The sequence below is a fragment of the Pseudomonas sp. F9001 genome (assembly GCF_013385435.1).
In the GTDB taxonomy this organism is placed as follows: Bacteria; Pseudomonadota; Gammaproteobacteria; order Pseudomonadales; family Pseudomonadaceae; genus Aquipseudomonas.
Map to the genome: position 1 here is coordinate 87,098 of NZ_JACAPX010000002.1, position 12,925 is coordinate 100,022.

Consider the following 12,925-nt stretch of genomic DNA (forward strand, 5'->3'; position numbering starts at 1 on the left):
CACTTATGACTAAAAAGTATTTTGGCACCGATGGCATTCGCGGTCGGGTCGGCGAATTCCCGATTACTCCCGATTTCATGCTCAAGCTGGGCTGGGCCGCCGGCATGGCGTTCCGCAGCATGGGGGCCTGCCGTATCCTGGTGGGTAAGGACACGCGTATCTCGGGTTATATGTTTGAGTCTGCGCTGGAGGCGGGTCTGTCTGCTGCCGGCGCTGATGTGATGCTGTTGGGGCCGATGCCTACGCCGGCGATCGCTTACCTGACGCGTACCTTTCATGCTCAGGCCGGTATCGTGATCAGCGCTTCGCACAATCCCCACGATGACAATGGCATCAAGTTCTTCTCCGGCCAGGGCACCAAGCTGCCGGATGAGATCGAGCACATGATCGAAGAGTTGCTGGATGCGCCGATGACCGTCGTCGAATCGAGCAAGCTGGGCAAGGTTTCGCGGATTAACGACGCTTCCGGCCGTTACATCGAGTTTTGCAAAAGCAGCGTGCCTAGCAGCACCAATTTTGCCGGGTTGAAGGTCGTCATCGACTGCGCCCACGGCGCGACTTACAAAGTCGCACCGAGTGTGTTCAAGGAGCTTGGCGCAGACGTTACTGTACTGTCGGCGCAGCCGAACGGCCTGAACATCAACGACAACTGCGGCTCAACCCACATGGGTCAGTTGCAGGCGGCTGTCCTGGCTGAGCATGCCGACTTGGGCATCGCGTTCGATGGTGATGGCGACCGCGTATTGATGGTCGACCACACTGGCGCGATCGTCGATGGCGACGACCTGTTGTTCATCATCGCCCGTGACCTGCATGAGCGTAACAAGCTGCAAGGCGGCGTCGTCGGTACCTTGATGAGCAATCTTGGCCTGGAGCTGGCCCTGGCAGATCTGGGGATCCCGTTTGTGCGCGCCAATGTCGGTGACCGCTACGTGATTGCCGACCTGCTGGAGCGTAATTGGCAGGTGGGTGGCGAAAATTCCGGTCATATCGTCTGCTTCCAACACACGACTACCGGGGATGCGATCATTGCGGCGCTGCAGGTGCTGCTGGCGCTGCGTCGCCGTGAAGAAAGCCTGGCCCAGGCGCGGCAGGCGTTGCGCAAGTGCCCGCAAGTGCTGCTCAACGTGCGCTTTGCAGGCGGTGACAACCCTATCGAGCATCCGGCTGTCAAAGAGGCCAGTGAGCGCGTGACTGCCGCCATGGCGGGGCGTGGCCGGGTCTTGCTGCGCAAGTCGGGTACCGAGCCTTTGGTGCGTGTAATGGTCGAGGGCGAGGACGAAACACAGGTTCGCGGCTATGCCGAAGAGCTGGCAAAACTGGTAACTGAAGTTTGCGCCTGAATTCGGCTTGCCAGTGATGATGTGGTTGGGTAACATCTGCGCCCACTTTGACCGACGAGGTACAGCATGCGTCGCACTATGGTAGCTGGTAACTGGAAGATGCACGGTACCCGCGCCAGTGTCGCTGAGCTGATCAATGGCCTTCGTCATTTGGCCTTGCCTAGCGGTGTTGATGTCGCGGTATTCCCGCCTTGCTTGTATATCAATCAAGTGATTGATGGCTTGAAAGGCAAGTCGATCCAGGTCGGCGCGCAGAACTCTGCGGTGGAATCCATGCAAGGTGCGTTGACCGGTGAGATTGCACCGAGTCAGCTGGTTGATGCGGGTTGTTCCCTGGTGCTTGTTGGGCACTCCGAGCGCCGCCAGATCATGGGCGAGCGTGATGGGACACTCAATCGCAAATTCGCGGCGGCACAGGCTTGCGGCTTGGTTCCGGTGTTGTGCATAGGGGAGACCCTTGAGCAGCGTGAGTCCGGTAAAACTCTTGAGGTTGTCGGGCGTCAGCTGGGCAGCATCATCGAGGAGCTGGGAGTCGGTGCCTTTGCAAATGCAGTAATTGCTTACGAGCCGGTCTGGGCCATTGGCACCGGGCTGACTGCTTCGCCGCAACAGGCGCAGGATGTGCACGCAGCCATCCGCGCGCAGTTGGCGGCAGAGAATTCTGAGGTCGCACGAGGTGTGCGGCTTCTATACGGCGGCAGCGTGAAGGCGGCCAATGCGGTCGAACTGTTCGGCATGCCGGATATCGATGGGGGGCTCATTGGTGGAGCTTCCCTGAATGCAGATGAGTTCGGTGCGATTTGTCGCGCCGCGGGAAACTGAAAAAATGCTGGAAACAGTCATCGTTGTTTTTCATCTGCTGGGTGCACTGGGCGTAGTTGCTCTGGTTTTGCTGCAGCAGGGTAAAGGTGCGGACGCTGGTGCGTCTTTCGGGGCAGGTGCTTCAAATACTGTGTTCGGAAGCCAAGGTTCCTCTACCTTTCTTAGTAAGTTTACTGCTATACTTGCCGCCGGTTTCTTCATAACCAGCTTGGGGTTAGGTTACTTTGCTAAAGAGAAAGCTCATGTGCTGACTCAAGTAGGTCTCCCAAACCCAGCAGTGTTGGAAGTACCAAAAGCAAAACCGGCTTCTGATGATGTCCCGGTGCTTCAAGAGCAAAAGTCGGCTACTCCAGCGACTGACGTACCTCCAGCTCAAGAGCAGAAGTAAGAAGGTTGTAAACGCTGTATTGCCGAGGTGGTGGAATTGGTAGACACGCAACCTTGAGGTGGTTGTGCCCATAGGGTGTAGGGGTTCGAGTCCCCTTCTCGGTACCAATTATCAGGAGAGCCCGCTGTTGCGGGCTTTCTTGTAGGTGGAAGGTTACATTGACCCTGTAAGGGATCGGTCGTATACTTCCGCCCCAGCTTTGTCGCGGGGTGGAGCAGTCTGGTAGCTCGTCGGGCTCATAACCCGAAGGTCGTCGGTTCAAATCCGGCCCCCGCAACCAGTTTTAGCGGAGCCCCTTTTAAGGGGCTTTTTGTTAGCTGGACACTTTCAACGCCGCTGTTCGACGGCGTTTCAAGGATGGGCGTTTCGCCCATTTTTTTATTTTGCACAGCATGCACATACATGCACGAGGGGGTTCAGGTGTCGAGCAAGCTAGAAGAGTTGCAGGCCTTGTTGGCCCCGGTGGTCGTGGCCCTAGGCTATGAATGCTGGGGTATTGAGTTTTCGGCTCAAGGTCGCCACTCAATGTTGCGCGTTTATATCGATAAAGAGGGCGGCGTGCTGGTGGACGATTGTGCCATTGTCAGCCGTCAGATCAGCGGTGTCCTGGATGTTGAAGATCCGATCTCCGTTGAATACACCCTCGAAGTTTCCTCGCCTGGCATGGAACGCCCACTGTTCACTATTGATCAGTTTGCAAAATTTGCCGGTGAACAAGTGAAGATCAAGCTGCGCTCTCCCTTTGAAGGGCGACGCAACTTTCAGGGCCTTCTGCGCGGTGTAGAAGAGCAGGACGTCGTGGTGCAGGTAGAAGACCATGAGTTCCTGTTGCCGATCGATATGATCGACAAGGCCAACATTATTCCCAGTTTTGACTGAGACGCGGATCCCGCGGATCCAATGGCTTGCGAAAGGCGAGGCGTACGATGAGCAAAGAAGTACTGCTGGTTGTTGAGTCGGTATCCAATGAAAAGGGCGTACCGGCAAACGTGATTTTTGAAGCGCTGGAGCTGGCCCTGGCCACTGCTACCAAAAAGCGTTTTGAAGACGAAGTTGATCTGCGTGTGGAAATCAACCGCCACACCGGTGCCTACGAGACTTTCCGTCGCTGGACGGTCGTCGAAGAAGCCGATCTTGATGATCCGGCCATCGAAACCTGGCCGAGCAAGGTTGCTGAAACGCATCCGGGCGCCCAGGTCGGTGATGTCGTCGAAGAAAAGATCGAATCCATCGAGTTCGGCCGCATCGCTGCACAGACTGCCAAGCAAGTCATCGTGCAGAAGGTCCGCGAAGCCGAGCGCGCTCAAGTCGTTGACGCTTATCGCGAGCGCCTGGGGGAAATCATCTCCGGCACCGTGAAAAAAGTCACTCGCGACAACGTGATCGTCGACCTGGGTAACAACGCTGAAGCGTTGCTGGCCCGCGAAGACATCATTTCCCGCGAAACTTTCCGGGTTGGCGTGCGCTTGCGTGCGCTGCTCAAGGAAATCCGCACCGAGAACCGCGGCCCTCAGTTGATCCTGTCGCGTACCGCGCCGGAAATGCTGATCGAGCTGTTCCGCATCGAAGTGCCGGAAATTGCCGAAGGCCTGATCGAAGTCATGGCTGCGTCCCGCGATCCGGGTTCACGCGCCAAGATCGCGGTCCGCTCCAAGGACAAACGCATCGACCCGCAAGGCGCTTGCATTGGTATGCGCGGTTCGCGCGTCCAGGCAGTGTCGGGCGAATTGGGCGGTGAGCGTGTGGACATCGTCCTGTGGGACGATAACCCTGCGCAGTTCGTGATCAACGCAATGTCGCCTGCTGAAGTGGCGGCAATTATCGTTGACGAGGATGCCCATGCAATGGACATCGCCGTTGGCGCAGACAATCTGGCTCAGGCCATCGGTCGCGGTGGTCAGAACGTACGTTTGGCCAGCCAGTTGACCGGCTGGACCCTGAACGTGATGACCGAATCGGACATCCAGGCTAAGCAGCAAGCAGAAACCGGTGACATCCTGCGCAACTTCATCGACGAGCTGGAAGTCGACGAAGACCTGGCACAGGTGCTGGTAGATGAAGGCTTCACCAGCCTGGAAGAGATTGCCTACGTACCGTTGGAAGAAATGCTCAACATCGACGGCTTTGACGAAGACACCGTCAACGAGCTTCGCGCTCGGGCCAAGGATCGTTTGTTGACTAAAGCCATCGCTACTGAGGAAAAGCTGGCAGACGCCCATCCGGCCGAAGACCTGCTCTCGCTTGAGGGTATGGACAAGGATTTGGCGATGGAACTGGCGGTGCGCGGCGTAATTACCCGCGAAGACCTGGCCGAGCAGTCTATTGACGACCTGCTCGACATCGACGGCATTGACGATGATCGTGCCGGCAAGTTGATCATGGCCGCCCGAGCCCATTGGTTCGAGTAATTAGGCGCGGCCTGAGGAGAGAAGTGCATGACGCAAGTCACGGTGAAACAACTGGCCGATGAGGTCAAAACACCGGTAGAGCGCCTGTTGCAGCAGATGCGTGAGGCAGGTCTGCCGCACACCGCCGCCGATGAAGGTGTGAGCGATAGTGAGAAGCAGTCTTTGCTGACTCACTTGAAGAGCAGCCACAAGGCGAAAGTGGAAGAACCGCGCAAGATTACATTGCAGCGCAAAACCACCAGCACCCTGCGTGTTGCTGGCAGCAAGAGCATCAGCGTTGAAGTACGCAAGAAGAAAGTCTTCGTACAGCGCAGCCCGGAAGAAATCGAAGCCGAGCGCAAACGCGAACTGGAAGAACGTCGCGCAGTAGAAAATGCTGCTCGTCAGAAGGCTGAAGAAGAAGCCAAGCGTCGCGCCGAAGAAGAAGCGCGTCGCCAGCCTGCTGCTGCGCAACCTGCTAACACTGAGGCCGTTGCTGCGCCTAGCGCGCCTGTTGAAGCTGTTCGTGAGGCCGCTCCGGTTGCCGCCGCGCCAGCTCCTGCAGCCGACGCTCGCAAACGCGAAGAACCTCGCCGCCCGGACAAACCACGTGCCGACGATAACAATCGTCGTGGCAGTGGCGATGGTGAGCGCAAAAACGCTCCACATCGTGCTTCGGTCAAAGAGAAGGCGCCAGCGCCACGCGTTGCCCCACGTACTACCGACGAAGAAAGCGACAGCTTCCGTCGCGGTGGTCGCGGCAAGGCCAAGCTGAAGAAGCGCAACGCCCACGGTTTCCAGAGCCCAACCGGCCCTGTCGTGCGTGACGTGCAGATCGGCGAGACCATCACTGTTGGCGACCTCGCCAATCAGATGTCGGTCAAGGCTGCTGAAATCATCAAGTTCATGTTCAAACTGGGTACCCCAGCGACCATCAACCAGGTACTGGACCAGGAAACTGCCCAACTGGTTGCTGAAGAGCTGGGCCACAAAGTGACCCTGGTCAGCGACACCGCCCTGGAAGATTCCCTGGCCGAGTCCCTGAAGTTTGAAGGCGAGACGTTCTCCCGTGCGCCAGTCGTGACCGTAATGGGCCACGTTGACCATGGTAAGACCTCGCTGCTCGACTATATCCGTCGTGCCAAGGTAGCTGCAGGCGAAGCCGGCGGCATCACCCAGCACATCGGTGCATACCACGTTGAAACCGAGCGCGGCATGGTCACCTTCCTCGACACCCCTGGTCACGCCGCGTTTACCGCCATGCGTGCCCGTGGTGCCAAGGCGACTGACATCGTGATCCTGGTAGTTGCAGCGGACGACGGCGTAATGCCGCAGACCATTGAAGCTGTCCAGCACGCTAAAGCCGCTGGTGTTCCTCTGGTTGTTGCAGTGAACAAAATCGACAAGCCGGGCGCCGATCTCGATCGCATCCGTAGCGAACTGTCGGTTCACGGCGTGACTTCCGAAGAGTGGGGCGGTGATACGCCATTCGTTTCGGTTTCGGCAAAAGTCGGTACCGGTGTAGACGAACTGCTTGAAGCTGTCCTGCTGCAAGCCGAAGTTCTTGAACTGAAAGCAACTCCATCGGCCCCGGGTCGTGGTGTTGTGGTTGAATCGCGTCTCGACAAGGGTCGTGGCCCGGTTGCAACCGTTCTGGTTCAAGACGGTACCCTGCGCCAAGGCGACATGGTTCTGGTCGGTTCGAACTATGGCCGTGTACGTGCCATGCTCGACGAGAACGGCAAGCCAATCAAGGAAGCCGGTCCTTCCATCCCTGTCGAGATCCTCGGCCTGGACGGTACCCCGGACGCTGGCGACGAGATGAGCGTGCTGTCGGACGAGAAGAAAGCCCGTGAAGTGGCTCTGTTCCGTCAAGGCAAGTTCCGCGAAGTCAAGCTGGCCCGTGCTCACGCCGGCAAGCTGGAAAACATCTTCGAGAACATGGGCCAGGCAGAGAAGAAGACGCTTAACATCGTCCTCAAATCTGACGTTCGTGGTTCCCTCGAAGCGTTGAACGGCGCCTTGAATGGCCTGGGTAACGACGAAGTGCAAGTGCGTGTGGTCGGTGGCGGTGTCGGTGGTATCACCGAATCCGATGCCAACCTGGCGCTGGCCTCCAACGCTGTACTGTTCGGCTTCAACGTGCGTGCCGATGCTGGCGCACGGAAGATCGTCGAGCAGGAAGGCCTGGACATGCGTTACTACAACGTCATCTACGACATCATCGAAGACGTCAAGAAAGCCCTCACCGGCATGCTTGGCAGCGACGTCCGGGAGAACATCCTGGGTGTGGCCGAGGTGCGTGATGTGTTCCGCTCGCCGAAATTCGGCGCGATCGCCGGTTGCATGGTTATCGAAGGTGTTGTGCACCGTAACCGTCCAATCCGTGTACTGCGTGAAGACATCGTTATCTTCGAAGGCGAGCTGGAATCCCTGCGCCGCTTCAAGGATGACGCTTCCGAAGTACGTGCCGGCATGGAATGCGGTATTGGCGTCAAGAGCTACAACGACGTCAAAGCGGGTGACAAGATCGAAGTCTACGAGAAGGTCCAGGTTGCTCGCAGCCTCTAACTCGCGTACTTCAAGGGCCACGCAGCGCCCGGGCATGCAAATGCCTGGCGCTGTGTCCGGACTCTAAACGCAACGCCCGGTCTGGCTTTTGTCAGGCCGGGCGTTTGCCGCTTTCAGACCCCACGGGTTTCACCGTGTGGCAGCAACAGGTAACAAGACATGGCAAAAGAATACAGCCGTACCCAACGTATCGGCGATCAGATGCAGCGTGAGCTGGCACAGCTGATCCGTCGTGAAGTAAAAGACCCACGTGTTGGCCTGGTCACCATCACCGCCGTTGAAGTCAGCCGTGACGTTGGTCACGCCAAGATCTTCATCACCGTGATGGGCCAGGACAACAGCGAAGAAATCGCGCAAAGCATCAAGGTGCTCAACTCCGCCGCAGGTTTCCTGCGTATGCAGTTGGCCCGTGAAATGAAGCTGCGCAGCGTTCCTCAGTTGCACTTCCACTACGACGAAAGTGTCGTGCGTGGCGCGCACCTGTCGGCACTGATCGAGCGGGCCGTGGCTGAAGACAATCAGCACCCGGAATCCGCCACGCCTGAAGACGCCAAGGAGTAATCGGTGGCTCAGGTCAAACGCATCCGTCGTAATGTCAGCGGCATCATTCTGCTCGACAAACCCATTGGTTTTACCTCCAATGCGGCGTTGCAGAAGGTTCGCTGGCTGCTCAATGCCGAGAAGGCAGGGCACACCGGCAGCCTCGACCCCTTGGCCACCGGCGTGTTGCCGTTGTGCTTCGGCGAGGCCACCAAGTTTTCGCAATACCTGCTCGATTCCGACAAGGGCTACGAGACCCTGATGCAACTGGGCAAGACCACCACCACGGCAGACGCCGAAGGTGATGTTTTGCAGGTTCGCGAGGTGACCGTTGGTCGTGCTGATATCGAAGCTGCCTTACCTGCTTTTCGTGGGCAAATCAGTCAGATACCGCCGATGTACTCGGCTCTCAAGCGTGATGGCCAGCCTCTATACAAGCTGGCACGTGCAGGGGAAGTGGTGGAGCGCGAACCGCGTTCTGTTACTATTGCGCGCTTGGAATTGCTCGCCGCTGAAGGCGACACCGCCCGGTTGGCGGTGGACTGCAGCAAAGGCACCTATATCCGCACCCTCGTGGAAGATATCGGTGAGCAACTAGGCTGTGGCGCATACGTTGCAGAACTGCGACGCACCCAGGCAGGCCCTTTCACCCTGGCCCAGACGGTCACGCTGGAAGAGCTGGAAGCAGTGCATGCCGAAGGCGGCAACGAAGCGGTTGATCGCTTCCTGATGCCATCGGACAGCGGTTTACTGGATTGGCCATTGCTGCACTTCTCGGAGCACAGCGCGTTCTACTGGCTTAACGGCCAGCCGGTACGTGCACCGGATGCCCCGAAGTTCGGCATGGTGCGGGTACAAGATCACAACGGTCGCTTTATCGGTATCGGTGAAGTGAGCGAAGACGGGCGCATCGCGCCGCGTCGACTGATTCGGTCAGAATGACCGAAACCAGTTTGTGGTAAAAGCGCAGTAGCTTTTACTCAAACTGGAACGAGGGTGGCTGTTAGCAGGCATGGTCACTACTCATTTTTAGATACAGGGATTTGTCCCTGGCCTGTTGAAACTGCCCTTTGGGTGGTTTCCTGAAAAAAGGATTGCCTCATGGCTCTCGACGTTCAAGAAAAAGCACAAATCGTTGCTGACTATCAGCAAGCTGTTGGTGACACTGGTTCGCCAGAAGTGCAAGTTGCACTGCTGACCCACAACATCAACAAGCTGCAAGGTCACTTCAAGGCCAACGGTAAAGATCACCACTCCCGTCGTGGTCTGATCCGCATGGTAAACCAGCGCCGTAAGCTGCTGGACTACCTGAAAGGCAAGGATCTGGGTCGTTATCAGACTCTGATCGGTCGCCTGGGTCTGCGTCGCTAATAAGCGATTGCGCTAGAGGTTGGTTGGCTGTCGTGTGTCAGTGGGTTTCCCGCTGGCCCATGGCAGGCTTCCAGCCTCAAGTTTTATCTGGATACACGTTTTACCCTGGACAGGCGTTGGGCCGATTCCCGACATTGCCCAAGAATTTCGCAAGAAGACAAGTTCCCCAAGAGCCACAAAGAAGGTAGGACACCGTGAACCCGGTTATCAAAAAATTCCAGTTCGGTCAGTCGACCGTTACCCTCGAGACAGGCCGTATCGCCCGTCAAGCCTCCGGTGCAGTGCTGGTTACCGTTGACGACGACGTCACCGTATTGGTGACCGTTGTAGGCGCCAAGACCGCTGACCCAAGCAAAGGCTTCTTCCCTCTTTCCGTTCACTACCAGGAAAAGACTTACGCTGCAGGTAAGATCCCTGGTGGTTTCTTCAAGCGTGAAGGCCGTCCTTCCGAGAAAGAAACCCTGACTTCCCGACTGATCGACCGTCCGATCCGTCCGCTGTTCCCAGAAGGCTTCATGAACGAAGTGCAGGTTGTCTGCACCGTCGTTTCCACCAGCAAGAAGACCGATCCGGACATCGCTGCGATGATCGGTACCTCGGCGGCCCTGGCCATCTCCGGTATTCCTTTCGATGGCCCGATCGGCGCTGCCCGTGTTGCATTCCACGAAAGCACCGGCTACCTGCTGAACCCGACTTACGAACAGCAGAAAGCTTCAAGCCTGGACATGGTCGTTGCCGGTACTTCGGAAGCCGTGTTGATGGTTGAATCGGAAGCCAAAGAGCTGACCGAAGACCAGATGCTGGGCGCTGTACTGTTTGCTCACGACGAGTTCCAGGTTGTGATCAACGCTGTCAAGGAACTGGCCGCTGAAGCTGCCAAGCCAACCTGGACCTGGGCTCCTCAGCCAGAAGCTACCGCACTGCTGGGCGCTATCCGCTCCGAGTTCGGCACCGCTATCTCCGACGCCTACACCATCACCATCAAGGCCGACCGTTACGCTCGCCTGGGTGAACTGAAGGACCAGGTTGTTGCCAAGCTGTCCGGTGAAGAAGGCCAGCCTTCTTCCAGCGAAGTCAAAGCAGCCTTCGGCGAAATCGAATACCGCACCGTTCGCGAAAACATCGTTAACGGCAAGCCACGTATCGACGGCCGCGACACCCGCACCGTACGTCCGCTGAACATCGAAGTCGGCGTTCTGCCAAAAACCCACGGTTCGGCCCTGTTCACCCGTGGTGAAACCCAGGCCCTGGTTGTTGCAACACTGGGTACTGCCCGTGACGCACAGCTGCTGGACACCCTGGAAGGCGAGAAAAAAGACCCGTTCATGCTGCACTACAACTTCCCTCCGTTCTCGGTAGGTGAGTGTGGTCGCATGGGTGGTGCTGGTCGTCGCGAAATCGGTCACGGCCGTCTGGCCCGTCGTTCGATTGCAGCCATGTTGCCTGCCGCCGACGTGTTCCCGTACACCATTCGTGTTGTGTCGGAAATCACCGAGTCCAACGGTTCCAGCTCCATGGCTTCGGTCTGCGGCGCTTCCCTGGCTCTGATGGATGCCGGCGTTCCGATGAAGGCACCGGTTGCCGGTATCGCCATGGGCCTGGTTAAAGAAGGCGAGAAGTTCGCCATCCTGACCGACATCCTGGGCGACGAAGACCACCTGGGCGACATGGACTTCAAAGTAGCCGGTACCGCCAAAGGTGTTACCGCGCTGCAGATGGACATCAAGATCAAGGGCATCACCGAAGAAATCATGGAAATCGCTCTGGGCCAAGCCCTGGAAGCGCGCCTGAACATCCTCGGTCAGATGAACCAGATCATTGGCCAGTCCCGTACCGAACTGTCGGAAAATGCTCCGACCATGATCGCGATGAAAATCGACACCGACAAAATCCGTGATGTTATCGGTAAAGGCGGCGCGACCATTCGTGCGATCTGTGAAGAGACCAAGGCTTCGATCGACATCGAAGACGACGGCTCGATCAAGATCTTCGGCGAAACCAAGGAAGCGGCTGAAGCGGCACGTCAGCGTGTCCTGGGTATCACTGCTGAAGCCGAGATCGGCAAGATCTACGTCGGTAAGGTTGAGCGCATCGTCGACTTCGGCGCATTCGTCAACATCCTGCCGGGCAAGGACGGTCTGGTTCACATCTCCATGCTGAGCGATGCTCGCGTTGAGAAAGTGACCGACATCCTGAAAGAAGGCCAGGAAGTGGAAGTGCTGGTACTGGACGTGGACAACCGCGGCCGTATCAAGCTGTCCATCAAGGACGTAGCAGCAGCCAAGGCTTCGGGCGTTTAATCACCCCGTCGCTGCAAGCTGAAAAAGGACTCTTCGGAGTCCTTTTTTTATGCCTGCGGGAAAGTGTCGCGAAATCAGGCGTTTAGCCATACCCCAAAAGCCGCAACTTGCATGCAGGCACGTTCGTCTTCATGCAAGTTGCACGATTCCGAAAATCACCTGTTTTCATAACATGTTGTTTTATAAGGATTTAATTGGTCGCATCGAGTTGGCACACTGTCTGCAATATCCCTGTTAACGCTGCAGCATCAAGGTTTACGTACTGCAGACTTTTAATAAAACAGGAGTTACTCGTATGAAGAAGTTCGCTCTCGCTACTGCTACCGCTCTGACCCTGGCCATGGGTGCTAACGTAGCCTTTGCTCAGACTTCCCAAGCCCCTATGACGCTGGCGGCCGGTGAAGTCACCAAGGCTAAAGAGTCCACTTCGGATACCTGGATCACCACCAAAGTCAAAGCTGACCTGCTGACCGAGAAAGGTATTCCTGGTTCGGACATTAAGGTTGAGACCAACAAAGGTGTGGTTTCCCTGTCCTCGACAGTTGCTATCTCCGACGCTCAGAAAGCTACTGCTGTAGCGATCACCAAGAAAATCAAAGGCGTAACCGCAGTTTCGGCTGACGGCCTGATGGCTGGCGGCGCTACCAAGGCTGATAACGTCGACAAAACCAAAAGCGCAGCTGCTGGTGCCAAAGAGTCCACCTCGGACACTTGGATCACCACCAAAGTGAAAGCTGACCTGGTAACCGAGAAAGGTATTCCTGGCACCGACATCAAAGTCGAAACCAACAAAGGCGTAGTTTCCCTGTCGTCGACCGTCGCAGTGACTGAAGCGCAGAAAACTACCGCGGTGAACATCACCAAGAAAATCAAAGGCGTTAAAGCTGTATCGGCCGACGGCCTGAAAGCAGAGTAACGCTTAACGAATCGCCTGAGCTAGGCGGAGGCGGCCACGAGCGAGTTAGATATCCGCTCAATGCACCTCACAGGTTCATGCGACCGACCACACGGATGTGGTCATTACAGGCCCCGGCACTTGTGTCGGGGCCTGTTCTATTGTGGGTAGAAAAGTGGGGAGGTCAGCGAGGCTCTTGTGACGAGGGGGCTTGCCCCCGTTGGGCTGCGTAGCGGCCCCTTGGTATGACGACGGTGATCCGCCTGAATGACCGCGACGCTCTCATTGGCGCCGCTACGCAGCCCAAC

At 57.2% G+C, this 12,925-nt stretch carries 11 protein-coding genes and 2 tRNA genes; all 13 read left to right on the plus strand.

What is annotated here, in order from left to right; genetic code table 11:
- Positions 1–5 precede the first annotated feature (5 nt).
- Complete coding sequence (gene glmM / locus HX818_RS01345; protein WP_177019338.1) at positions 6–1,343, plus strand: phosphoglucosamine mutase; 1,338 nt, start codon at positions 6–8, stop codon at positions 1,341–1,343.
- 66 nt (positions 1,344–1,409) lie between these two features.
- On the plus strand, positions 1,410–2,165 hold the full coding sequence (gene tpiA, locus HX818_RS01350; RefSeq protein ID WP_003212194.1) for a triose-phosphate isomerase: 756 nt from the start codon (positions 1,410–1,412) through the stop codon (positions 2,163–2,165).
- A 4-nt stretch (positions 2,166–2,169) separates the two neighbouring features.
- Positions 2,170–2,553, plus strand: coding sequence for a preprotein translocase subunit SecG (gene secG / locus HX818_RS01355; protein WP_026078118.1), 384 nt, complete (start codon positions 2,170–2,172; stop codon positions 2,551–2,553).
- 21 nt (positions 2,554–2,574) lie between these two features.
- Positions 2,575–2,660: transfer RNA gene (locus HX818_RS01360), tRNA-Leu, on the plus strand.
- 96 nt (positions 2,661–2,756) lie between these two features.
- A tRNA-Met gene (locus HX818_RS01365) sits at positions 2,757–2,833 on the plus strand.
- A gap of 140 nt (positions 2,834–2,973) precedes the next feature.
- On the plus strand, positions 2,974–3,432 hold the full coding sequence (rimP, locus tag HX818_RS01370; RefSeq protein WP_003235029.1) for a ribosome maturation factor RimP: 459 nt from the start codon (positions 2,974–2,976) through the stop codon (positions 3,430–3,432).
- 47 nt (positions 3,433–3,479) lie between these two features.
- Entirely contained in the window at positions 3,480–4,961 is a 1,482-nt protein-coding gene (gene nusA, locus HX818_RS01375; RefSeq protein ID WP_003212187.1) for a transcription termination factor NusA, read from the plus strand.
- Between the two features lie 27 nt (positions 4,962–4,988).
- Positions 4,989–7,511 carry a translation initiation factor IF-2 gene (gene infB / locus HX818_RS01380; RefSeq protein ID WP_003212186.1) on the plus strand — a complete coding sequence of 841 codons (2,523 nt, stop codon included), beginning with the start codon at positions 4,989–4,991 and terminating at the stop codon, positions 7,509–7,511.
- Positions 7,512–7,670: 159 nt separating this feature from the next.
- Positions 7,671–8,072: a 30S ribosome-binding factor RbfA gene (gene rbfA, locus HX818_RS01385; protein ID WP_003212184.1), complete on the plus strand. Its 402-nt coding sequence runs from the start codon at positions 7,671–7,673 to the stop codon at positions 8,070–8,072.
- Between the two features lie 3 nt (positions 8,073–8,075).
- A complete protein-coding gene (gene truB / locus HX818_RS01390; protein WP_003212182.1) occupies positions 8,076–8,993 on the plus strand; it encodes a tRNA pseudouridine(55) synthase TruB in 918 nt (305 codons plus the stop codon).
- A 159-nt stretch (positions 8,994–9,152) separates the two neighbouring features.
- Positions 9,153–9,422 (plus strand): 30S ribosomal protein S15, encoded by a 270-nt coding sequence (gene rpsO, locus HX818_RS01395; protein WP_003177875.1) that lies wholly within the window; start codon positions 9,153–9,155, stop codon positions 9,420–9,422.
- Positions 9,423–9,616: 194 nt separating this feature from the next.
- On the plus strand, positions 9,617–11,722 hold the full coding sequence (pnp, locus tag HX818_RS01400) for a polyribonucleotide nucleotidyltransferase (protein ID WP_003212180.1): 2,106 nt from the start codon (positions 9,617–9,619) through the stop codon (positions 11,720–11,722).
- A gap of 295 nt (positions 11,723–12,017) precedes the next feature.
- Positions 12,018–12,638 (plus strand): BON domain-containing protein, encoded by a 621-nt coding sequence (locus HX818_RS01405; protein WP_003212178.1) that lies wholly within the window; start codon positions 12,018–12,020, stop codon positions 12,636–12,638.
- Positions 12,639–12,925: the final 287 nt, after the last annotated feature.